Raw genomic sequence first — 23,207 nt, forward strand, 5'->3', positions numbered from 1 at the left:
TCGACCGCCCCCGTCACGCCGACAGCTCGCCGGTCCGTACAGACGAGCGACGCCGGAACGGGAGAAGGAGCGGCGACATGAAGCTGACGACCACCACGTTCGTCACGGTCGACGGGCTCCAGCAGCTTCCAGCAAAGAACAACGATTGAGCCGAGTTGGGGCCTTGTTCAGCTGGTAATCGGGGGAACATGCCGTTGCTTGTGGGCATCATGTGAAGGCGGGAAGGGCGTCGAGCACCGCCGGTCGTGGACACCACGAATACGCAAGCAGACGATGGTCAGTTCCGATCCGCGGCTCGAATAGCAGGCATATGCGAGTAGTCCGCTACTCAGTCACCTGGGCGACCAGTGGTGCGACAATGAGCAAGCGCGTGGTTCAACCCGAACGACGGGGACAGCGGCACACGAACCCTGGGACCGTACGGAACGCGTATTCACAGTGCAATCGCGGGGCCCAGGCGACGGTAGATGGGTCTCTTGCACCCGAATCGAAGTCGTGGCTCTTGACGGAAAGGGCAGCACTCGGGGTCTACCAGCCAAACGGGAGGCTATGTCATGTTCTTCTACAACAGCGAGACCCGAGCTGCCGCATCGGGGGAGATCAACGCGGCCGGTGACTACGTCAACCTGAAGGACTTTCCGACCGGACAATTCGGGGAGTGGTCCGCCATCGTCTCCGTCACCGGCGGCCGGCTCTTCTTCTACAAGCCTTCGGGGGCTGCTGCATCGGGCGAGCTCAATGCGGCCGGTGACTACGTCAACCTGGTGGACTTTCCGGCCGGACAGTTCGGGGACTGGTCCCACATCGCGTCCGCCGACGGGCGGCTCTTCTTCTACAACAGCGAGACTCGGGCCGCTGCATCGGGCGAGCTCGATGCCGGCGGCGGCTACGTCAACCTGATGGACTTTCCGGCCGGACAACTCGGGGACTGGTCCCACATCGCATCCGCCGACGGGCGGCTCTTCTTCTACAACAGCGAGACTCGGGCCGCTGCATCGGGCGAACTCGATGCGGCCGGTGACTACGTCAACCTGGTGGACTTTCCGGCCGGACAGTTCGGGGACTGGTCCCACATTGCATCCACCGGTGGCCGGCTGTTCTTCTACAACTGGGACACGCGCGCTGCTGCGTCGGGCGAACTCAGTGCCGGTGGTGACTACGTCAACCTGGTGGACTTTCCGACCGGACAATTCGGGGAGTGGTCCCACATCGTATCCGTCACCGGTGGCCGGCTCTTCTTCTACAAGCCTTCGGGGGCCGCCGCATCGGGCGAACTCAATGCCGGCGGTGACTACGTCAACTTGAAGGACTTTCCGACCGGACAGTTCGGGCGTTGGCACTTGATCGCGGGGACGCCCGCTGTACAGGTGGTGACGCCCGCGGTGCAAGTGGTATTCGATCTTGAAGTGCGTGACAAGACTTCAGGTCCATTCCCGTCGAACATATTCACCGTCCACGACGCCGGCCAAAACACCGGGCTCAGGGTCAATCTGCCCCTGCCCGATCCCGCTGTCCGGCCCTCTGATCATGCGGACATCAGCGTGATCGACACGCTTGACGGATTCAACATCACGCCACGAATCTCGATTCCGTTCAATGGCGAGATCGACCTTTCGACGGTGAACGACAAGACGGTGTTCCTGCAGAGACTCGGCAGCAGCCTGCCCAGCGAAGCGCCTGAGGCCAAACGCGTCGGGATCAACCAGATCGTGTGGGACGCCGCCACAACCACACTGCACGTAACGGCCAACGACGTGCTGGACCAACACGCGCGGTATGTACTGGTGGTGACGACGGGCGTCCGAGACAAGAAAGGCAACCCAATCGGCTGCGAGGCATTCGAGCTCTTCCGGCGCGACCTGAGCTTCGGGCAGACCGGTGACCAACGACTCAAGGACTACCGCAAGGAACTCCTCGACGCTCTGCAGGACCTCAAGAAGGCGGGTTCGAAGGCGAAGGAAGTCGTAGTCGCCAGCGTCTTCACCACCCGGTCGGTCACGACGGAGCTCGAGAAGATCCGCGAGCAGGTCAACGCGGCACCCGTGCCCGCCGCTGCCGACGTGACGACCTTCCCCCTCGACTCCGTAACGAATGTCACATTCAAACTCCAAACAGGCACGGCACCGAATTTCGCTCAGCCCGTCTCGTTGATGAACCTACTCACGAGCACGCCCGGGGCGATCGGGACCATAGCATTCGGCAAATACGTTTCACCCGACTACCGCGACAGCGTGAACGTGATCCCGGCAACGAAAACGAAGTCGGGCGCGCCAAAAGCCCTCGGGCAAAACGAGATTACATTCGATCTCTACCTGCCTTCGGGAACCAAGCCGCCGAGCGGATGGCCCGTCGCCATCGCCGCCCATGGCGCGGGAACCCACAAACAGAACGGAACACCAATCACGATCGCAGCCACTCTCGCCTCGAAGGGCCTCGCGACCATTGCCATCAACGGTCCCGGGAACGGTGGCGGCCCACTCGGCGAGCTGACCGTGACGCGCAACGACGGCAGCACGGCCACCATCCCGTCCGGCGGGCGAGGTAAAGATACGAACGGCGACGGTACCTATACTCCGGGCGAGGGCGCCAGCGCCGCCTTTTTCCCGATACGTGACCGTGACCGGGTCCGCCAGACCGCCGTTGACCTCCTGCAACTCGTCCGCGTGATCGACAGCCTCGACGACGTGGACCCGTCGCGCATCTACTACGCCGGGCAGTCCCTTGGCGGCCTGTGCGGCACCCTCTTTGCTGCGGTGGAGCCGAAGGTTCGTGCGGCCGTACTCAACGTCACGTTTCCCTTCCTTGGCACATTGCTGTCGCCGGTGCGAGGACGACCCGCCGCCGGTGCTGCACTCGCCGCACGCAAACCGTCACTGATCAACTCGCCGGGGATAGCGAGCATCGACGGCGTCGCCGTAACCGGTTCGGCAGCGAACTACTTCAACGAGAACCTGCCGCTGCGCGACAAGCCGCCCGTCATCAACACGATCGCCGGGGCCATGGCGATCCAGGAGGTCTTCGACAACACCGAATGGGTGCAGCAATCCGGCGGAGCGCTGGCCTATTGTTCGCTGCTGCGGAGCAGTGGCAAGCCGATCCTGATTCAGTTTGCCAAAGGCGATCAGCAGGCGCCCAACCCCCTGTCCACGGCGGTGGTCAGGGCGGGAAACTTCGCGTACACCACGACCTTCTATCGCAACGACCTCGCCGTCGCGCGCAATCCAGCGAGCAATCCACCGCTGCCAAAGGACGCCCACGACTTCCTGAACCAGACCCTCGGCTCGACCACCGGCGGGCTGCCCGGCGGAGCCCAGGGCTCCATCGCCCGCGCGGCCCAACAGCAGATCGCGGACTTCCTCGCCTCGGACGGTCAGACGATCAACGATCCCGACGGCCCGGACACGCTCTTCGAGGTACCGATCCCGCTGCCGCTTCCGGAGACCACGGACTTCATTCTCTAGGACCCAGTCTTCAGTCTGACTGGTCACCAACATYGGGATCCGGCGCATCGCGACCTCCGGCGACCCTGCTGTGCCCGAGGCGCAGCTGCGCCGGTCGCCCCCGCAACTACGTCACCCGCGACAACCTGCGCCACGCGAGTACGGAACAGCCACCGCCGACATGGGCACGTGACCGGCAACTCTCCGCCCCGCGACGATCAAGGTGCCGCGTTCTCGAACTTGACCTGTACCACCGACGCCCCGCGTATCTCGCCGACGTGGTCGGCTTCCACGCGCAGCTGTTCGTGGAGCTCGCTGCGCAGCGACCGGAAAGTCCTCACCGTCAGCGACAGCGTCCGACCGCTCTTGCGGGGCCGCCAGGTTCCGACGATCGTGCCGTCGGCCAGCACCGCGCCGGGCGCGCCGACCGGCTTCCACACCTCGCGATGGTGTTTCGCGTCGACGATGGTGTCCCGATCACGCATCTGGGTGTAGGGGTCGCCCGGCGGTAGCAGCCGCACCCCGCCCGCCGGGGCCGGCGACCGCAGGGCGTCCAGATCGTCGGCCAGGATCCACGCCCGGCCGCCGTCGCGGTCGACGGGGGTGAGCTCGCCCTCCAGCGTCTTCCACCACGGGTCGGTGTCACCGGCATAGACACCGACCCACCCGGCGAAATCCTTGGGCGTGGACGGGCCGTAACACTGCAGGTAGCGACGCAGCAGGCCGGCGCGGGCGCTGTTGGGCTCGACCTTCGGCAGGGGGCGGCCCAGCCACTCCTCGAGCAGGACGAACGGCGCCTTGTTCCGGCTCCGCGGCGCGATGCAGACGATGCCGCGCAGCGCCAGCATCCGGATGCAGAAGTGCACGACGCCCTCACCGAGCGAGCTGTTCGCCTTGTAGGGGCCTACCGCCTGCCAGGTCCTGCGTTGGGCGGGCGAGAGTCTGCCCGCAACGCGCTCGGCCAGTTCTTCGCCGAGTTGGTCGATTGCCAGCTGCCGTCCCGACAGCACCGCCCCGATCTCCTCGGCGGTGATGTCGACCGCCTCGTCCAAACCCATCCGGAGCTTGGTCAGCGCCCCCTCGACGCCGATGATCAGGTGCACTCGCGCCGTTTCGGTGGCCGGCAGGACACCGGTGGTGAAGACAGGCGCGTCGTCGGTCGGGAAGTAGAACGGTGCGCCGCGCATGCACCAGGTCTGCAGCAGACTCTTCTCCTCGCCGACGAGGCGGTCGAGGCGGTCCGGTGTCATGGCCGCGACGCGGGCATGCAGTGCGAGCAACGCCGAACCAGGCGGACTGTTCTGAATTCCGCACGTACCCGCCACGTGGTGCAGCTTGTCGGCCGGTTGCCGACCGGTGAGATGGTGCGCACGGAGGCGGAACGCGATGACGTCGCTGGTTCGCACAGTGGGGGCGGCACCGGCGTTCTTCCGAGCTGTCACTGATCGCCTCCCGGGACGGATTCGACGGTGACCCATTCTGCACCCGATGGTCAGCGCGCCCGAATCACTGACGATTTCCCGTGATCGGCGTTCGGGTGCCGTCGTCGTGTCATGATCGTCGCGTTCTGAATCCGGGGTGGGGACGAATGCCGGGTTCTGTCGGTTTCGCATCTGCGCTGGCGCCGGGTCGCACGAAGGGCCGGACGTCACCGCCAGGGGAGGGAATGACTGAATGACGAACGGACAGTTGACCAGCGAGGACGGGGCTCAGGCCGGTACCGCACGAGCGGATCGCGGCACCGCCCACGCCCCGGAATCTCCCGGCTGCACGGTTTCTCCAGACTGCACATCGGCCTCGGGCGCGCGGGTGGCACTGCCAGACGGCCGCCACGCGTGGGAGCTGCCGGCGTCGGCCGTCTCCGACTTCGAAGACCTGGTCACCATCCTTGCGGCACAGGTGCTTCCGCAGGCCACTGTCGTCGCGTCCGTGTGCCATGGCGACGTGCCGTCCGCGGGGACCCTCAGCGTGACCATGCTGCGGCACCCGGGTGGGGCATCGGTTCAGGTTCACTGCAGGTCCACCGGCACCACCTCAGTTGTCGTGAATGCGGCGGGATTCGCGCTGCTGTGTGAGGCCGTCGTCTCGTCGGGCGAGGAGGTTCCGGAGCCGGTCGTTGCGGTCACGGCAACGTCGACGGGTGTGGAGGAGCTTCCCGAGGTGGTCGACAGCCTCGGCGACCGGTGGGACCCGACGGGGTCGCAGACCATCGACGACCGGCTGACGCTCATCGTCGCCGAGTCCATGGGCTACGCGGCCGAGGACCTGCCCGCCGAGATCCCGCTCATCGAGCTGGGTCTCGACTCGCTGATGGCGGTGCGGATCAAGAACCGCGTCGAGTACGAGTTCGACATCCCGCAGTTGCAGCTCGCCGCGGTCAAGGACGCGAGCCTGCACGACGTCGCACAGTACCTGCGCTACGCCGTGGAGAACCGCGACGAGGTGGCGGCGCTCGCGGCGAAGCAGCAGCTCGAACGGGAGGACGTGCAGGTCGCGGCCCCCGAACCGGTGGCCGAGGACGTGCCCGCCGGCTCCGGCGACATCGACGTCCCGCCGCGCGACGCGGCGGAACGGCTCGCCTTCGCGACGTGGGCGGTCGTCACCGGCAGGTCCGCGAAGAGCATCTTCGCGACGCTGCCGATCCTCGACGACGTGACCGCGGAGAAGTTGGCCGCGCGCCTCACCGAGCGGGCCGGCGGCGACATCACCGTCGACGACGTCCTCGACGCCGAGACCATCGAGCAGCTCGCCGAATCCGTGCGCCGGCACCTCGAGGACGGACTCAGGATCGACGGCCTCGTCCGGACCCTCCGTCCCTGCGCCGAGGGCTCGAACGCCGTGCCGGTGTTCGTGTTCCACCCGGCCGGCGGTTCGACGGTCGCGTACGAGCCGTTGCTCAAGCGCCTGCCGGCCCACACCCCGATGTTCGGTCTCGAACGCGTGGAGGGCCCGCTCGAGGTACGCGCCGAGGAATACGTCCCCCTGCTGCGCAAGATCCAGGGTGACGGCCCGTTCGTGTTGTACGGCTGGTCCTTCGGCGGCGCACTCGCGTACGCGGTCGCGAAACGACTCCGCCAGGAGGGCGCCGACGTCCGGATCGTCGGCCTGATCGACACCGTCCTGCCCGGGGAGAAGGTCGAGGACACCCCGGAGGAGGTCAAGGCCCGCTGGCAGCGGTACGCCGCGTTCGCGAAGAAGACCTACAACGTCGACGCCCCGCTGCCCTACGACCAGCTCGCCGCCGCCGGCAGCGACGAGGAGCAGATCAAGATCCTGATGGACCTGCTCCGGATGAGCGGCGCCAAGATCCCCGCCGGCATCATCGAGCACCAGCGCACGTCGTGGCTCGACAACCGGGCCATCCCGGCCACCGACCTCGACGAGCCCTACGACGGAAATGTCGTGCTGTACATGGCCGAGACGTACCTGGACGACCAGATCGCGCTCGAGCCGGCGTTCGGGACAAGGCAGCCCGACGGAGGCTGGGGTGGAGCCGTGAAGAACCTGGAGATCGTCCACGTCGRCTGCGACCACATCCAGATCGTCGACGAGCCGTACATCGCCACGGTGGGGGCCGACCTGACGAACAAGCTGACTGCCATCGAGGGAACCTCGTCGAGCCGCTGAGCCGTCGCCTGTGCGCCGCTGCCAGACTCGACCCATGGTTGAGCGATACCCGGCCGTGGATCCGTACGCTTCCGGTCTCCTGCCGGTTCCCGAGGGCCACCTCCTGTACTGGGAGACCGTCGGCAACCCGGCCGGAATCCCCGCGGTCTACCTGCACGGCGGCCCGGGGTCGGGCTGCACACCGGGGATGCGCAGGTTCTTCGACCCGAACGCATTTCGCGCCGTGCTGTTCGACCAGCGAGGCTGCGGACGCAGCCGGCCGCGGGCCGACGCTCCGGACTACGACCTCGCGACCAACACGACGGCGCGCCTGGTCGCGGACATCGAACGACTGCGTGAGCATCTCGGGATCGAGCGGTGGTTGGTGGTCGGGGTGTCCTGGGGCGTCACCCTCGGGTTGGCCTATGCCCAGGCACATCCCGACCGGGTGCTCGCGATGGCATTGGGCGCGATCACCTCGGGCAGTCGCACGGAGGTCGAGTGGATCACCCGCGACATGCGCCGGGTCTTCCCGAGGGAGTGGGAGCGGTTCATCGAGCCCGTGCCGGCCGCCGAACGGGAGGGGAACCTCGCGACCGCGTACGCGCGACTCCTCGCCCACCCGGACCCGGCGGTTCGCGAGGAGGCGGCACTGCGCTGGTGCGAGTGGGAAGACACTCACGTCTCCCTTGTCCCGGGGTGGGTGCCGAGCCCGAGATACCAGGACCCGACGTTCCGAATGATCTTCGCGCGCATGGTCACCCACTACTGGGGCAACGACTGCTTTCTCTCCGACGGCCAGATAAGCGACGGCATGAACCTGCTGGCCGGGATACCCGCCGTGCTCGTCCACGGCCGATACGACGTGTCCGGGCCGCTCGACACGGCCTGGGAACTCGCCCGCAGATGGGCGACCAGTCGGCTGGTCGTCGTCGACGATGCCGGCCACGGCGGCGGCAGCTTCTTCGACCAGTTCATTGCTGCCATCGACTCGTTCGCCGTCCCGCCCGCGTGACGCCGGGGATCCGGGGGTTGAGGAACATTGGAACGGAGGCCGGCGCTAAGGGGCTCCGGCGCTGATGAGCGGCGGATCTGTTGCACGGTTGGCGCGCAGCCGGTGAGTCTCCGCAGATAATCAGTGACTATCTGCGATAGAGCCGGGAGGTGTCCATGGGCTCGGTGCATCGGCCCCGCACTCCGGATCGAACCCGGGCGCTGGACCGCGCCGAGGTTGAGCGTTTGCTGTCCGCCAGCGGTGCGAGCCTGCGTGACTGCCGCCGGGCGACGTCGATGCCGGTTCGGGCCGAGCCCGGCTATCGTACCGGCGGGCCGCGGAACTGTTCAGCGAGCACGCGGGCGGGGCCACTCTGCACCAGCTGCGGCACTCGGCACTGACCCACGCCGCCGAGGACGGTGCGAGCACTTCCACACTGCTGGCCTACTCCGGTCACACCTCGGTGGCCTCGCTCGCGCGCTACGCCCGAGTGTCGCCTGAAGGTCTCATCCGATGGCAAGCAGGCCGCGACCCCGCTGCACGACGACGTTGAGTTGTAGGTCGACCCCTTAGGTAGGGCAACGGCCTCGACGACGAGACGGGCGACCTTTGGGCGATGCCGTGGGGTGTGGGCGGCGTTGGCGTCGGACACGAGGTCGTTCAGGAACGGAAGGGGGCCAGCCGATGTGACTGGCCCCCTCATGCCAATTCGCGGTTCAGCTGACCCGGAAAGTCACTTCGGCGGCGATGAGCTGTGCGAGGTCGTCGGAGCGACTCCACATGGGCCAGTGGCCGGTCGGGAGATCGACAAGGTCAAGGTGCTGAAGGTTCGCGACCTCGGCGAACATTGGATGACCGGCATTGGCCAGCTCCATCAGCTGTGCGCTCGGGATCGAGCAGCACACCACCGTGGTCGGGACCTGCAGACGTGCATCGTTGGTGAGTTTCACTGGCTGGCGAAGCACGGGACCGGGCTCCGGGACGGCCCGTGCCCGGAAGCGCTCGAGAACGTGACTGCTCAAGCCTTCGAGGCTGGCCTGCTCTTCGAGCGCGTCGAAGGGTGGCAGGGGCAGCTCGTCTAGATCGTCCGGCATGTCTGGAGCGAAGACGCTTCCGGGCGCTGCCGGCCCGCTGTCAACCCAGACCACACGGCGGATGAGCTCGGGGCGCTGATCGAGCACAAGGCTTACCGGGGCGTTGGCTCCGCTGTGCGCCACGATGACCACCGGCTGCTCTTCGGAAGCGGCGGCCTGTTCGATCGCCGCTGCCTGGTCGTCGAGTGTCCTGAACGCTCGTTCGCGGTCGCCCTCATCTAGGCCGGGAAGGGTCATCGGGATGGCTCGCCGGCCGGCAGCGGTCAGGTGTTCGACCACCTCGTCCCACGCCCACGCCCCCAGCCAGTGGCCGGCGATCAGGATGATGGTTGGTTCGCTCGTGTTGGTCGTCATGCTGCAATGCTCACATGCCCCTAGGACAAGGGTGTGTCACCATTTCTGACATGATTTTCGCTGGGGTGCAGAAGTGAAGCGGGCGGAGCGGCTCCACGCACTGTCCGAGATGCTGCGCCGCGCCGGTTCCCGTGGATGCACTGCTGAGCGACTGGCGGCGGAGTTCGGCGTGTCGGTGCGGACAGTCAAGAGAGATCTCACCGCCCTCGAGAACAGCGGTGTGCCGATCTGGTCGCGCCCGGGGCCTGGCGGCGGCTACGGTCTAGCCGCTCGGGCGAGCCTCCCGCCGGTCAGCCTGACCCCCGCGCAGGCGGTGGCGCTACTCGCGGCCGTCTCAGCTGCCTCCGATGCCCCTTATGCAGACCTGGCCTCAGCTGGCGTTCAGAAGATCCTGGACGTCCTCGACCCCAGGACCCGAACGAAAGCCGACGAGCTCGCGAGTCGCGTTTGGGTGGACACACCATCGTCTTCCGTTCGCGCGGTCAGATCGGCACTCGAAGAAGCGATGGCCGAGCAACGCGTCGTGCGTATCCGCTACATCTCGCGTGACGACAGCAAGACGACCCGCGACGTCGAGCCGGTCATGTTCGCATCCAGAAACGGCCGTTGGTACCTGATCGGCTGGTGCCGGTTACGCAGCGATATCCGGTGGTTCCTCGTGACGCGAATCGAGCACGCCAGCGTGACCAAGATTCCCTGTAGTAGCCACAGTATTCAGGAGGTTGGCATTCCCCCAGCGACGGCAAGGTCCGTGCAGAGCCGAGGTGAGTGAGGCTGTCAATCAACGTCTCCGGTCAGTACATCTGGTCGCGTAGGGGGCGTAGTCCTCCGGAGAGGTCGTCGGGGAGTTGGAAGGTGTACTTGCCGAGCATGTTGATGTGGCCGCGCACGAAGAGTGAGAGACGGGCGACGTCTTCGTCGCGGACGTCGAACCCCCTCGTGCGTAGTTGGGTGAGGGCGGCGTCGGTGTAGCGGGTATTCCACAGCACGACGGCGTTCAGGACCAGGCCGAGCGCGCCGAGCTGGTCTTCCATGCCGTCTTGGTAGCGCTGGTAGAGCTGTCCGGCGCGGCCGTGGAAGACCTTGCGGGCCAGCGCGTGCCGGCCTTCTTGGAGGTTGTCCTGCGCCGTGATCTGGCGCCGGTAGCCGGGATCGTCGGCCAGACGCAAGATGTGCAGGGTCCGGAGATCCGGCCGTAGTGCGCGATCGCGTCGCCCCGCGGGATCCCGGTCAACGATCACGGCGCCGGACTGTCGCGATCCTGAGCGCGGACGACGTCCGCTTCGACGGAACTGTCGTGCTGCCCGAGGAAGGTCAGGATTCGGGGGATCACGCGATCCGGGATGTGTCCCAGGATGCCGTGGCCGGTGCCGGCATAGATCTCCACCTCCGCTTCAGGTAGAAGATCAGCCAGCCGCGCGGCCACCCGCTCGGGGTTGGAGACCACGGTCTCGGCGCCGGAGATCACGAGCATCGGAACCGCGATCGACCGCACTTCTGCATCCCCGAGCATCCGCGCCCACCCGATACCGGGCCGGTAGTTCAACGCCTCCTTGGCGAGGGCGAACTCGAGGTCGCCGAGGACGTACCCGGGGGACATCCAATCGTTGAGCTTGCGGATATTTTCGTCGGTGCGGCGCATCCCGGCGCGGATCATCTTCAGCAGTACACGCCACGAGGGCTTGTCGAAGACTCCTCCCGGCTCGATGAGCGTCACACTCGCCACTCGTTCAGGAGAATGGAGTGCTACGAGAACGGCGTGCCACGCGCCCTGCGAGTAGCCGACCAGGTGGACACGGTCGACCCCGAGTTCGTTCAATACCTCGCTGACCCAGGTGGCGAAGTCGGATTCCCCGGTCAATGGCGCGGTCTGGACGCTGCGGCCCGCGGTGCCGATCGTGTCCAGCGCATATACGACCCGGTCTCGGCACAGATCCTCGATGACGATGTGCCATTGCAGACAGTTGGCCCCGAGAGCGTGCACCAGGACGATCGGCGTCTGGGTGCCGGTCCCCGACTTACGGACATGGGTGGTTCCGAACGATGTCGGCACCTCGAGTTGGGTCGACGGAACCGGCCAGCGTCCTTCCAGTTCCCGGTAGATGCGGTCGTACGCCTGCTGCGACGCGTCGTTCTTGAACCGTCCGATCTTCGGCATGCGCTCACCTTTCGTTGCACCATTTTGATGGTATGAACGTATCACCATTGCGATATGTGCGTACCATCAACGGGTCAAAGCCACTCGATGCAACCGGGAGAGCCTCATGCCGCGACTGGTCGACCACGAAGTGCGGCGCCGGGAGATCACCAGCGCCGTGCGGCGGGTCGTCGTCGGCGGCGGCCTCGAGTCGGTGACGTTCCAGTCGGTTGCCGCCGAGGCCGGGATCTCGGTCCGGCTCGTGCAGTACTACTTCGGCACGAAGCGGGAGTTCCTCCTCGCGACCCACCAGTCCGTGCGTACGGACGCGGGCGCTCGCCTGATGCGGGCGTTGTCCCTGCTGGGACCGGAAGCGTCACCCCGCGAGGTCGTCACCGCGTTCCTGGTCGGGATGCTCCCACTCGACGACGAACGCCGCGAGGAGGCCATCGTGCTCGGTGCCTTCCATGCCGCGGCGCTCACCGGTGGGGGAATCGCCGCCGACGAGACCCTGGCCGCCCCGCGAGAGTTGGTGGCGCTCATCGCCGGCCAGCTTCGGCGGGTGACCGACCGCGACGCGGTGACGCCGCCGATGGATCCCGACCTCGACGCCGAACTCATCCTGGCGGCCGCCGGCGGGATCGCGCAGGGGATGCTCCCCGGCTACGGCACGGCGGAGCAGGCGGTCCAGCTCGTCGAGCGCCTCCTCGATCGTGTGCTCGGACCGGAGAGTCCCGGTACCACTGCGTAGCGGGACTCGGGTCGCTCAACGGCGTCACCAGCTGCCGGGAACCTCCGCACCCGCGCCGATCGATTCCATCAGGCGGCGGATCGCGCTGCAGTCCTGGACCAGCCGGCTGTCACCGGGGCCGAAGGCCGTGTCCGCGACCAGCGCTGCCGCGCCCGGCACCCGCTCCGCGGCGAGGATCGCCGACCAGGTCGAGAAGTCGGTGCCGGTGAAGGCGTCCACGCCCTCGACGAGACCGGCCACCAGGATTCGCCGGTCGTCGGCGTTCAGGTGCTCGTAGACCAACGACGTCAGCTCCGCGGCGACGGACGCGTGCGCGCGCTCGTCGCGCCGGTGCAGCACCACGGTGGCCTTGTTCACCGGCTGCAGGCCCGGGTCGTCACCGATCAGGCTCAGGTACGCCCCGATGGACGTCTCGGCGACGGTGGTGAACGCCAGCGCCGTCAGCGCCGCGGCGCGGGGGTCCGCGTGCCGGGCGACCGCGTCCCGGTGCCTGCGCACCGTCAGCCCGTGGGGCAGGGCCGCGTCGGACAACCACCTGCCGCGGTGCGCGCGGGTCAGCGCGCTCGCGTTGAGGTGCATCAGGCTGTGGTACTGCTCGTCGACCATCGCCTGCACGGTCGCCGCCCGCAGGGTGTCGCCGAGCCCGGTGCCGAGCCCGTCCTGGAACAGCAGCTGGAAACCGGGATTGACCACGTGCTGCTCGATGTCGATGACGTTCTTGTTGTAGGCGATCCAGCCCCAGGCCCGGATCCGGTCGCGGGTGCCCTCGTCCAGCTGCCGGTAGCGCGGGTCGTCCCGGAACGGGATCAGCGCCTCGGGGAAGTCCGCCTTGGCCGGCTCGAACAACGCGTCCAGGTCCGGTTCGGTGCGCCGTACGGTGGCCCGCCTCGGCCAGCTGCGGGCCAGCCCGCGAATCACCGCGCTCTCCACCTCGTCCGACGGGTCGAACTCCGGCAGTGCCGGGACCCTGAGCAGGATCTCGGCGGTTTCCTCCCAGTCCCCGGACTCCTCCCAGTCACCGGCACCGTCCCAGCCCCCGGTCACCGGCCGACCTCCGATGCGGCCTCGGGGAGCAGGTCACGGAACAACCGGGCACACAGGTCCGCGTACCGCTCCGCGTCGGCGCCCAACGGCACTCGCGCCGTGGCCAACAGGTCCTCGAACTCGGCCTGCGTGCCGTGCTCGCAGACCCGGGAGAGCCGGGCGAGGCCGTCCGCGAGTGCCGCCCGGGCCCGCGGCGCCGACGGGTTCGCGGCCTGCACGTCCCAGTACACCTCGGGGCTGCCGAGCCCGATCCGGGCCAGCAGAGCCAGCGCCACCGTGTGCGGCGGCGGAGCCGCGGCCGCCAGCCGCTCCGCCGGCACCCCGAGGTCCGCCAACGCCAGCCCGAAGGCGAGCACCGCCGCGTGCGTCGCCGCCTGGGTGGCCGCGCACAACGCGTCGTGTTCCTCGGCGCTCAGTCGCACCAGCGCGGCGCCGGCGCCGTCGAGCAACCCGAGAAAGGCGTCGACGCCGGGGCCGTCGTGGTGGACCACCACGGAGACGGGGCGGCCGGCCATGCCCAACGAGGGCGCGAACATCGGGTTGATGCCCATCGCCTGTACCTCCGGTGCCGAGCGCCGCAACGCCGCGGCGAACCGGGTCTTCACCGACAAGGTCTCCACCAGCAGCGTCCCGGGCCGCAGGAACGGCGGCAGCGTCTCCGCGGCGGCGAGAGCCACCGGTTCCGGCACCGCGAGCACCACCGTCGAGGCGGCGCCCACCGCGTCGGACAGTTCCGGTGCATCACCGGTGATCTCGCCCGGCCGTCGCGGGGCCCGCGGGTCGAGGACGAGCACGTCCGCGCCCGCATCGCGCAGCAGGCCGACCAGCATCGTGCCCACCGCGCCGGCGCCGCCGACGACGGCCACGACCGGCGGCCCGCTCACGGCCGCTCGGACCGTCCGGGCTCGGTGGTCGGCGAACGGTCCGCGGTCACGGACAGGCACCGTCGCATGGTGAGGGCCTTGACCATCGTCTCCTCGAACTCGTCCTCGGGGTCCGAGAGCGCGACGATGGCGCCACCGACCCCGAACGTGACCTGCTCGGACGTCGCGACCATGGTCCGGATCACGATGGAGAAGTCCGCCGTGCCGGAGAGCGAGAAGTACCCGATCGCCCCGGAGTAGACGCCCCGCGGACCGTCCTCGAGCTTGTCGATGATCTCCAGGGTGCGGACCTTCGGGGCGCCCGTCATCGACCCGCCGGGGAACGCCGCGCGCACACAGTCGACCGCCGAGACGTCCTCACGCAGGGTGCCCCGCACCGTCGAGACCAGTTGGTGCACCGGCGCATAGGTCTCCACGTCGAACAGCTTCGGCACGTGCACGGAGCCCGGGACGCAGACGCGGGAGAGGTCGTTGCGGACCAGGTCCACGATCATCAGGTTCTCGGCGCGGTCCTTCTCGCTGTCGACCAGGTCCCGGCGCAGCCCGTCGTCGGCTCCCACGTCGCGTGCCCGCGGCCGGGTGCCCTTGATCGGCTTCGACTCCACCTCGCGACCCGGGCCGATCCGCAGGAACCGCTCGGGAGAGGCGCTCAGCACCGACAGCCCGGGGAACCGCAGCAGCGCGTTGTACGGCGTAGGACTGATCTCGCGCAGGCACGCATAGCCGGCGACCGGGTCGATGGCACCGTCGACGGTGGCGACGTTGGTCAGGCACACCTCGTAGGACTCACCGGAGCGAATCTCACTCAGGCAGTTCTCGATCAGCTGGAGGTACCGGGTCCGGTCGTGCCGGAACCGGATGTCCACGTCGGCCGCGGCGGGGACCAGCGGCGCGGGGGCCGGCTGCTCGCCGGTCACCTCCTCGAAGGCGGTCAGCGCGGCCGTCGTCGTCTCCAGCCACCGCAGGTCCTCCTCGGGCAGGCCGGTTCCGTCGTCGAGGGTGAGCAGGTAACAGCAGCCCTCGTTGTGGTCGAACACCAGGGCCCGGTCCGCGAAGACCATCGCGGCGTCCGCCTGCGACGACGCATGCGCGAGCTGCCCGCAGGTGTCGGCCTTGAGCTCGTAGCCGAGATACCCGACGTACCCGAGGCAGAACGCGAACGGCAGGTCCGCGCGCGGCGCCACGCTGCGGTCGCGGAGTTGCCCGTCGAGGTACTCGAAGAAGGTCGAACGCAGTTCCTCCGTCGGCCGACCGCTGCGGTGCACCCGGACGGTGGTCTCGGCGACCTGGTAGGTCACGTACTCCGCCCGTGGGCCCGAGCAGTCGCCTATCACCGTGTATCGGGAGTCCTCGTCGGCGGCGGCACTGCCGTCGAGCCAGAAGCTGTTGGGCCCGTTCGCAAACAGCTTCTCGTAGACCGTCTGGGGGTCGAGGTCGCGGTCCACCCGGACGCTGTCGACGCGGTAGCGCCGGGCCGCGGGCTCGGCGACGGGCGTCGGCGGGGGCGTCGTCCGTCGGCGGGCCCGCACCGGTGTCAGGTCCCGGAAGTTGCTGAGCAGCTCGCGACCGTGCTCGGTGCAGATGGACTCCGGGTGGAACTGCACGCCCCACAGCGGCAACTCGCGGTGCCTCGCCGCCATCACCACCCCGTCCGGCGACCACGCCTGCACCTCGATCACCTCGGGCAGCGACTCGACGGCCAGCGAGTGGTAGCGGACCACCCGCAGCGGCGACGGGATGCCCTCGAACAGGCCGTTGCCGTCGTGCCGGATCTCGCTGATCCGGCCGTGCATCGGCGCCGGCGCGGGGGCCACCAGGCCACCGGCCAGGTAGCACAGCCCCTGGTGCCCCAGGCAGACACCGAGCACCGGCAGCCCACTGTCGGTGAGTGCGTTCGCGCTGATTCCGAAGTCGCGCTCGCGGTCCGGGCGGCCGGGCCCGGGGGAGACCACGATGTTGTCGAAGTCGCTGAGCCGCAGAGACTTCCAGTCCCTGTCGTTCGTCACCACCACGGGGACTCGACCGTTCACCTCCGACAGCAGGCTGTACAGGTTGTAGGTGAACGAGTCGTAGTTGTCGACCAGGAGCGTCCGGACGGCCATGACACGGCCTCAGGCGTCGTGCCGCAGCGGTGCGACAGCGGCAACGTCGATCTCCCCGTCGGCGTCGATGATCAGGTCCTCCACCCGGCAGGTCTCCGATATCAACACGTCGTAGAGGTCGTCGAGGAACTCCGGGGAGAGGTCGTGGCTGAGCGCATAGGTCCGGGCGTGCTCGTGCACCGCGCCCACCCGCCGCGGCTGCATCATCGGGATCGAATGTCGCCGCTTGAGCACCGCGATCCGGCAGCACAGCTCGATCCGGTCACGGACGACCTCGAGAAGGGCGCTGTCGATTTCGTCGAGCTCGGTGCGCAGCGCCTCGAGCTGCTGCTGCGGTGTCAGGACGGAGTTGCCGGCCGTGGCCGAGCGGGTCGAGTTCTCCATGCGCGGCACCCCTTGCATAGTCTGCACCAGCACGTCGACCGAAACTTCACGGTGTCCGAGATCGTCGGCCGTGTGCATTCTCCAGTTCCCCGAGCCATTCCATGTTCTCACGGGGTTCACGTCGCGGCCACGAGATAGCAGAATTGGCGGCGGTCACGATCTCGCGTCGGAGAGGGCGCGTCGCGGCGACGGGGCGAATGCACACTGCCCGGCCCGAATCGATTCGGGCCGGGCAGTGGACCGCCTCGCGGCGGCAGGGGCGTGCGTCAGCCCAGGTCGACGATCTTCCAGCTGTCGCCGTCGCGCTGGAGCACGATCTGCGCGGTCGAGTCGGTGCTCTTGCCGTTCAGCTCGGCAACATCCTTGGTGGCCAGCTTCGCGGTGTCCCCCTCGACGACCACCTGCGTGGCGTCGTACTTCAGGTCCGCCAGCTTGGAAAGCGCCTCGGCGCCGGCGCGTTCGTGGCCGCCCTGCACGGCGGCCGGGCAGGTGCCGTCCGGGCCAGTCGTCGCCAGCTTGGCCGCGAGCTCGGGGTCGAGGTAGCCGCAGGCCTTGGCGCCGTCACCGGTGCCGAAGGCCGCGTAGTAGGAGCTGAGCGTGTCCACCGCGGCCTGCTGGTCGACGGACGCCTCTGTCGCGGCATCGGTGGACTCGTCGGACGAGCATCCGGTCGCAGCGACGGCCACGGCGAGCGCACCGAGGGCGAGCGCGGCCATGCGGCGACCACGACGGGAGGAGGAAGAGGGGGCGCTGGGCGTGACCGACGACAACATCGTTCTCTGGTGCTCCGTGACTGTGAGGGATGGGAGTGGGACCGGCCGGCAGGCCGTCCGCGGGAACGCTACAACAGTCCCGGACGCGCCGAAGCGACTTGGTCAGAGCAGGCGTGCCCGCCGGGACCGGGTCAGTCCGGCGACCCGGCAGCACCGCGGGCGTTTCCGGATGGAAACGCCGGGGCGGCGACGATCGCTGGTCGGCGTCACCCGATCCGGCTTAGGCTTGTTCGGCTTAGGCTGATTCGGGACCGTGGCCGACTCTCCGTGAGGAATCGAATGCCCACGACTGCCAAGACCGGCACCCGCGCCGCGGCCAAGTGGCGCGCGGCGGCGGACGGCCAGTGGCGCAGCGTCGCCGGGATGGCGGCCACGGTGCTCGCACTCAACATCGTCGGCTGGGGCACCCTGTTGCTGTTGGTGGTGCCCGCGCACTACGAGTTCAACGGCGGCGTGTTCGGTGTCGGGCTCGGCGTCACCGCGTACACCCTCGGCATGCGGCACGCGTTCGACGCCGACCACATCGCCGCCATCGACAACACCACCCGAAAGCTATTGGCGGAGAAGAAGAAACCGATGACCGTCGGTTTCTGGTTCTCACTCGGCCACTCCACCGTGGTGTTCGTGCTGGTGCTGCTGCTGGCGTTCGGCATCAAACAGTTGGCGGCGGGCCTGAGGAACGAGGACTCGGACCTGCAGCGGTGGACCGGGCTGTTCGGCACCGCGGTCTCGGGCACCTTCCTCATCATCATCGGGTTGCTGAACCTGGTGTCGCTGATCGGGATCTACGCGGTGCTCCGCAAGGCCCGCCGCGGCCACTTCGACGAGGACGACCTCGAGCGGGAACTCGACTCCCGCGGAGCCCTGAACAAGCTGCTCGGGCCGTTGGTCCGGTCCGTGCGTGCGCCGTGGCACATGTACCCGGTCGGGGTCCTGTTCGGGCTGGGATTCGACACCGTGACCGAGGTGGGGCTGCTGGTGATCGCGGGTGGGGCGGCCACCACCGGCCTGCCCTGGTATTCGATCCTGGTGCTCCCGGTGCTCTTCAGCGCCGGCATGACCCTGTTCGACTCGCTCGACGGCTCGTTCATGAACTACGCGTACGGCTGGGCGTTCGCCCGTCCGGTCCGCAAGATCTACTACAACCTCGTCGTGACCGGGTTGTCGGTGGCGGTCGCGTTGCTGATCGGCGGCCAGGAGATCATCTCGATCGTCACCACCCGACACGACATCACCACCGGGGTGCTCGGGCGGATCGGCGGCCTCGACCTGGGGGCGATGGGGTTCATCATCGTCGGCCTGTTCGTGGTCACCTGGTTGGTGGCGGTGCTGGTGTGGCGGTACGGCGGGGTGCAGGAACGCTGGGAGTCCCGGCTGACCGGGAGCCCGGTCAGCACGGACTGACCACCCGACGGCCCTTCCACGACACCGACGGCAACTGGGCAACTCCCCGCGGGAGGTGGCACCATCGCTCAGGTGACCAGCAGCACAGCCGACGCGCAGCGCCTGCGCGACCTCGCGCGGCTGCGCCGCGTCCGCGACCGGATGGACCGGGAGTACGCGCAGCCACTGGACGTCGAGGCACTCGCCCGCGACGCGCACATGTCGGCCGGTCACCTCAGCCGCCAGTTCAAGCTCGCCTACGGGGAGTCGCCGTACGCCTACCTGATGACGCGGCGCATCGAACGCGCGATGGCGCTGCTGCGCCGGGGCGACCTCAGCGTCACCGAGGTCTGCTTCGAGGTCGGCTGCTCGTCGCTGGGCACCTTCAGCACCCGTTTCGCGGAGCTGGTCGGCGTGCCGCCCAGCGTCTACCGGGACCAGGTGCGGCCCGAGGCGGAGATGCCGTCGTGCGTCACCAAGCAGGTCACCAGACCGATCAGGAATCGAGAAGCGCCGGCCGCGAACCGCAATTAGGTTGAAGGACATGGACATCAGCATTCACTCGGCCTTCCTTCCGCACACCGACCACGAAGCCTCCCTGGCCTTCTACCGCGACCTCCTCGGTTTCGAGGTCCGCAAGGAGGTCGGCTACAACGGGATGTACTGGATCACCGTCGGCCACCCGGACCAGCCCGGCACGTCACTGGTCCTGCACCCGCCGGCCGCGGACCCCGGCATCACCGACGACGAACGTCGCACCATCACCGAGATGATGGCCAAGGGGACGTACGCAATCCTCACCCTGGCCACCCCCGACCTCGACGAAACCTTCGCGAAGCTCGAGGCGGGCGGCGCGGACATCGTCCAGGAACCGATCGAGCAGCCGTACGGCATCCGCGACTGCGCCGTCCGCGACCCCGCAGGCAACCTGCTCCGAATCAACGAGGTGAACTGATATGACCACCACCCAGTCCCGGACCACCGTCAAGACCCTCACCCTCGAAGTTCCCGACCCCGCGGCCGCCGCGGCCTTCTATGCGGCGTTCGGCGTCGGCGACCAGGTGGCCGTCCGCGCCGGCGAGGAGCCGACGACCGGCTTCCGCGGCTACACCCTCTCGCTCGTCGTCTCCCAGCCGAACATCGTCGACGCGTTCGTCGGGGCCGCCCTCGACGCCGGCGCCACGTCGCTGAAGCCGGCAAAGAAGGGGTTCTGGGGGTACGGCGGCGTCGTGCAGGCCCCGGACGGCGCGATCTGGAAGATCGCGACCTCGTCGAAGAAGGACAGCGGCCCGGCCACCCGGCAGATCGACGACATCGTGCTGCTGCTCGGGGTCGACGACGTCAAGGCGAGCAGGCAGTTCTACGTCGACCACGGCCTGGAGGTGGCGAAGAGCTTCGGCCGCAAGTACGTCGAGTTCGCCACCGACCCGACGAACGTCAAGCTGGCGCTCTACGGGCGCCGCGCGCTCGCCAAGGACGCCGGCGTCTCCCCGGAGGGAACCGGATCGCACCGTATCGTCGTCGGCAGCGACGCCGGACCCTTCACCGACCCGGACGGGTTCGCGTGGGAGACCGCTTGACGCCGCGACCGGTCAGACGCAGGCACGGTAGCCGCGATCGCGGCCCGACACAGAGGGAGAGACGATGAGCACGGCCACGAGGACGGACCAGCGGTCGCCTGAGTTCCACGCCGCCGACAGCCACGATCTGATCCGCGTGCACGGCGCGCGGGAGAACAACCTCAAGAACATCAGTCTCGAGCTGCCGAAACGGCGGCTCACGGTGTTCACCGGCGTCTCGGGCTCCGGGAAGAGCTCGCTGGTGTTCTCCACGATCGCCGCCGAGTCGCAGCGGATGATCAACGAGACCTACAGCTCCTTCGTGCAGGGCTTCATGCCGACCCTGGCACGACCGGACGTCGACGTGCTCGAGGGCCTGACGACCGCGATCATCGTCGACCAGGAACGGATGGGGTCGAACCCCCGTTCCACGGTCGGCACCGCCACCGACGCCAACGCGATGCTGCGCATCCTCTTCAGCCGGCTGGGGCAGCCGCACATCGGCTCGCCCCAGGCGTTCTCCTTCAACGTCGCCTCCGTCAGCGGCGCCGGCGCGATCACCACGGAGAAGGGCGGACGGGAGGTGAAGGAGCGTCGCAGCTTCAGCGTCACCGGCGGCATGTGTCTGCGCTGCGAGGGCCGGGGCAACGTCTCCGACTTCGACCTGACCGCGCTGTACGACGACAGCAAGTCGCTCAACGACGGCGCGCTGACGATCCCCGGCTACAGCATGGACGGCTGGTACGGCCGCATCTACCGTGGCTGCGGCTTCTTCGACCCCGACAGGCCGATCTCGAAGTTCACGAAGAAGCAGTTGAACGACCTGCTGTACAAGGAGCCGACGAAGGTCAAGGTCGACGGCGTCAACGTGACCTTCGAGGGCCTGATCCCGAAGATCCAGAAGTCGTTCCTGTCCAAGGACCGCGAGGCGATGCAGCCGCACATCCGGGCATTCGTCGACCGCGCGATCACCTTCCAGACCTGCCCCGACTGCGACGGCACCCGGCTCAGCGAGGGGGCTCGATCCTCGAAGATCGAGGGCAAGAACATCGCCGACGCCTGCGCGATGCAGATCAGCGATCTGGCCGACTGGGTCCGGGGTCTCGACGAACCGTCGGTAGCGCCGCTGCTGGCCGCGCTGCGGCACCTGCTCGACTCGTTCGCCGATATCGGGTTGGGGTATCTCTCACTCGACCGACCGGCCGGCACGCTTTCGGGCGGCGAGGCGCAGCGCACCAAGATGATCCGCCATCTCGGCTCGTCCCTCACCGACGTCACCTATGTCTTCGACGAGCCGACCATCGGCCTGCACCCGCACGACATCCAGAGGATGAACGCCCTGCTGCTGCAGCTGCGGGACAAGGGCAACACGGTGCTCGTCGTGGAGCACAAGCCGGAGGCCATCGCGATCGCCGACCACGTCGTCGACCTCGGGCCCGGCGCCGGTACGGCGGGCGGCAGCGTCTGCTTCGAGGGCTCAGTGGAGGGGCTGCGGGGGAGTGACACCACAACCGGCCGCCACCTCGACGACCGGGCGTCGGTAAAGGAGTCGGTGCGTTCCTCCTCCGGTGCGCTGGAGATCCGCGGCGCGACGTCGCACAACCTCCAGGGCGTGGACGTCGACATACCGCTCGGGGTGCTCTGCGTGGTCACGGGTGTCGCGGGCTCCGGCAAGAGCTCACTGATCGACGGCTCGGTGTCCGGACGGGACGGCGTGGTCTCGATCGACCAGGGCGCGATCAAGGGCTCCCGGCGTAGCAACCCGGCCACCTACACCGGGCTGCTCGATCCGATCCGCAAGGCCTTCGCGAAGGCCAATGGCGTGAAGCCGGCGCTCTTCAGCTCCAACTCCGAGGGCGCCTGCCCCACCTGCAACGGCGCGGGCGTCATCTACACCGACCTGGGCGTCATGGCCACCGTCGAATCCCCGTGCGAGGAGTGCGAGGGGAAGCGGTTCCAGGCGTCGGTGCTCGAGTACACGCTGGGCGGCCGGAACATCGCCGAGGTGCTCGCGATGCCGGTGGCCGAGGCGGAGGAGTTCTTCGGTGCAGGCGAGGCCAAGATTGCCGCCGCGCACAAGATCCTGCAACGGCTCGCCGACGTCGGGCTCGGCTACCTCAGCCTCGGCCAGCCGCTCACCACGCTGTCCGGCGGCGAGCGGCAGCGACTCAAGCTCGCCACCGCCATGGCCGAGAAGGGCGAGGTCTACATCCTCGACGAGCCGACCACCGGTCTGCACCTCGCCGACGTCGAGAACCTGCTCGGCCTGCTGGACCGCCTCGTCGATTCCGGCAAGTCGGTGATCGTCATCGAGCACCACCAGGCGGTGATGGCGCACGCCGACTGGCTCATCGATCTCGGCCCGGGCGCCGGCCACGACGGCGGACGGATCGTCTTCGAGGGCACGCCCGCCGATCTGGTCGCCGCCCGCTCCACCCTCACGGGCGAGCACCTCGCGGCCTACGTCGACGCCTGACCTTCCGCACACAACCAGGCGGTCCGCGGTAGGTCGTTGGGCCTGGGGTCATCACTCACTGTGACGACCCCAGGCCCAACTTCGTCTGATGCCCTCAACCGAGGTTAATTTCATAAGTAAAGTTATCGGCATTTCAGCCGAACTCGGTGCAACCACCGAAACGACCGCACAGACGGATCCGTTCCATTCCGGCCGAAGCCACGGCAGCGACCGTCCACGCCGGTGA

General features: G+C 68.2%; 18 protein-coding genes and 2 pseudogenes. 11 read left to right on the plus strand and 9 right to left on the minus strand.

The window, feature by feature from the left end; translation table 11 throughout:
• Positions 1–554: 554 nt before the first annotated feature.
• Positions 555–3,461 carry an Ig-like domain-containing protein gene (locus AC1DU4_RS06540; RefSeq protein WP_477838234.1) on the plus strand — a complete coding sequence of 969 codons (2,907 nt, stop codon included), beginning with the start codon at positions 555–557 and terminating at the stop codon, positions 3,459–3,461.
• A gap of 197 nt (positions 3,462–3,658) precedes the next feature.
• Here AC1DU4_RS06540 and AC1DU4_RS06545 read toward each other — a convergent pair whose 3' ends face one another.
• Entirely contained in the window at positions 3,659–4,918 is a 1,260-nt protein-coding gene (locus tag AC1DU4_RS06545; RefSeq protein ID WP_477838235.1) for a winged helix DNA-binding domain-containing protein, read from the minus strand.
• A gap of 316 nt (positions 4,919–5,234) precedes the next feature.
• On the opposite strand from AC1DU4_RS06545, the pseudogene AC1DU4_RS06550 reads away from it, so the two are divergent.
• The 3 genes and pseudogenes from AC1DU4_RS06550 to AC1DU4_RS06560 all read left to right on the plus strand — a co-directional run.
• Positions 5,235–7,067, plus strand: a pseudogene (locus AC1DU4_RS06550) (thioesterase domain-containing protein); the annotation flags it as partial.
• Between the two features lie 34 nt (positions 7,068–7,101).
• A complete protein-coding gene (pip, locus tag AC1DU4_RS06555; protein WP_477838236.1) occupies positions 7,102–8,061 on the plus strand; it encodes a prolyl aminopeptidase in 960 nt (319 codons plus the stop codon).
• Positions 8,062–8,383: 322 nt separating this feature from the next.
• Positions 8,384–8,593, plus strand: coding sequence for a tyrosine-type recombinase/integrase (locus AC1DU4_RS06560; RefSeq protein WP_477838341.1), 210 nt, complete (start codon positions 8,384–8,386; stop codon positions 8,591–8,593).
• Between the two features lie 163 nt (positions 8,594–8,756).
• Here the strand turns inward: AC1DU4_RS06560 and AC1DU4_RS06565 are convergent, their stop codons facing one another.
• Positions 8,757–9,488 (minus strand): alpha/beta fold hydrolase, encoded by a 732-nt coding sequence (locus AC1DU4_RS06565; protein WP_477838237.1) that lies wholly within the window; start codon positions 9,486–9,488, stop codon positions 8,757–8,759.
• A gap of 73 nt (positions 9,489–9,561) precedes the next feature.
• On the opposite strand from AC1DU4_RS06565, the gene AC1DU4_RS06570 reads away from it, so the two are divergent.
• Positions 9,562–10,260 (plus strand): helix-turn-helix transcriptional regulator, encoded by a 699-nt coding sequence (locus AC1DU4_RS06570; RefSeq protein WP_477838238.1) that lies wholly within the window; start codon positions 9,562–9,564, stop codon positions 10,258–10,260.
• 22 nt (positions 10,261–10,282) lie between these two features.
• Here the strand turns inward: AC1DU4_RS06570 and AC1DU4_RS06575 are convergent.
• Positions 10,283–10,710 (minus strand): annotated as a pseudogene (locus AC1DU4_RS06575) (Tn3 family transposase); the annotation flags it as partial.
• Positions 10,711–10,725: 15 nt separating this feature from the next.
• Positions 10,726–11,646 (minus strand): alpha/beta fold hydrolase, encoded by a 921-nt coding sequence (locus AC1DU4_RS06580; RefSeq protein ID WP_477838239.1) that lies wholly within the window; start codon positions 11,644–11,646, stop codon positions 10,726–10,728.
• A gap of 106 nt (positions 11,647–11,752) precedes the next feature.
• Here AC1DU4_RS06580 and AC1DU4_RS06585 point away from each other — a divergent pair, with 106 nt between their 5' ends.
• On the plus strand, positions 11,753–12,376 hold the full coding sequence (locus tag AC1DU4_RS06585; RefSeq protein WP_477838240.1) for a TetR/AcrR family transcriptional regulator: 624 nt from the start codon (positions 11,753–11,755) through the stop codon (positions 12,374–12,376).
• A gap of 24 nt (positions 12,377–12,400) precedes the next feature.
• Here the strand turns inward: AC1DU4_RS06585 and AC1DU4_RS06590 are convergent, their stop codons facing one another.
• From AC1DU4_RS06590 to AC1DU4_RS06610, 5 genes are all read right to left on the minus strand, one after another.
• On the minus strand, positions 12,401–13,351 hold the full coding sequence (locus AC1DU4_RS06590) for a diiron oxygenase (RefSeq protein WP_477838343.1): 951 nt from the start codon (positions 13,349–13,351) through the stop codon (positions 12,401–12,403).
• Between the two features lie 65 nt (positions 13,352–13,416).
• Entirely contained in the window at positions 13,417–14,250 is an 834-nt protein-coding gene (locus AC1DU4_RS06595) for a prephenate dehydrogenase/arogenate dehydrogenase family protein (RefSeq protein WP_477838345.1), read from the minus strand.
• Positions 14,251–14,300: 50 nt separating this feature from the next.
• Complete coding sequence (gene pabB / locus AC1DU4_RS06600; protein WP_477838241.1) at positions 14,301–16,406, minus strand: aminodeoxychorismate synthase component I; 2,106 nt, start codon at positions 16,404–16,406, stop codon at positions 14,301–14,303.
• A 9-nt stretch (positions 16,407–16,415) separates the two neighbouring features.
• Positions 16,416–16,790, minus strand: coding sequence for a chorismate mutase family protein (locus AC1DU4_RS06605; protein WP_477838242.1), 375 nt, complete (start codon positions 16,788–16,790; stop codon positions 16,416–16,418).
• Between the two features lie 266 nt (positions 16,791–17,056).
• The gene (locus tag AC1DU4_RS06610; protein WP_477838243.1) at positions 17,057–17,506 is read right to left on the minus strand and encodes a hypothetical protein; all 450 of its coding nucleotides are present in this window, start codon (positions 17,504–17,506) and stop codon (positions 17,057–17,059) included.
• Positions 17,507–17,842: 336 nt separating this feature from the next.
• Between AC1DU4_RS06610 and nicT the strand changes: the two genes are divergently transcribed.
• The 5 genes from nicT (at position 17,843) to AC1DU4_RS06635 (ending at position 22,981) form a co-directional block, all read left to right on the plus strand.
• Positions 17,843–18,967: a Nickel transporter NicT gene (gene nicT, locus AC1DU4_RS06615; protein ID WP_477838244.1), complete on the plus strand. Its 1,125-nt coding sequence runs from the start codon at positions 17,843–17,845 to the stop codon at positions 18,965–18,967.
• Positions 18,968–19,039: 72 nt separating this feature from the next.
• On the plus strand, positions 19,040–19,480 hold the full coding sequence (locus AC1DU4_RS06620; protein WP_477838245.1) for a helix-turn-helix transcriptional regulator: 441 nt from the start codon (positions 19,040–19,042) through the stop codon (positions 19,478–19,480).
• Positions 19,481–19,490: 10 nt separating this feature from the next.
• Positions 19,491–19,901, plus strand: coding sequence for a VOC family protein (locus AC1DU4_RS06625; RefSeq protein WP_477838246.1), 411 nt, complete (start codon positions 19,491–19,493; stop codon positions 19,899–19,901).
• Position 19,902: 1 nt separating this feature from the next.
• On the plus strand, positions 19,903–20,526 hold the full coding sequence (locus AC1DU4_RS06630; RefSeq protein ID WP_477838247.1) for a VOC family protein: 624 nt from the start codon (positions 19,903–19,905) through the stop codon (positions 20,524–20,526).
• 64 nt (positions 20,527–20,590) lie between these two features.
• A complete protein-coding gene (locus AC1DU4_RS06635; protein ID WP_477838248.1) occupies positions 20,591–22,981 on the plus strand; it encodes an ATP-binding cassette domain-containing protein in 2,391 nt (796 codons plus the stop codon).
• Positions 22,982–23,207 lie beyond the last annotated feature (226 nt).

This window comes from Rhodococcus sp. P4_F5, assembly GCF_056401315.1.